1 pseudogene is annotated in these 232 nt (G+C 53.0%); it reads right to left on the bottom strand.

The annotated features are described in order from the left end of the window. A pseudogene (locus ACPYOI_RS37195) lies at positions 1-232 on the bottom strand (glycogen debranching protein GlgX); the annotation flags it as partial.

Here is a 232-nt window from a genome sequence, read left to right on the forward strand (position 1 = left end):
GTCCTGGCAATACGCATTGTTGTTACCATGCTGACTGTGACCATGTTCATCGCCTGCCAGCAGCATCGGCGTGCCCTGCGACAATAACAGCGTTGTCAGCAGCGCATGCACGCTGGCGCGTCGCCGCTCGATAACATCAAAGCTTCCGCCTAACCCTTCTATACCATGATTGAAGCTATGGTTATTGTTAGTGCCATCGCGATTCTCCTCGCCGTTCGCTTCATTGTGTTTC

The organism is Rhizobium sp. SVR5-2C (genome assembly GCF_056755115.1).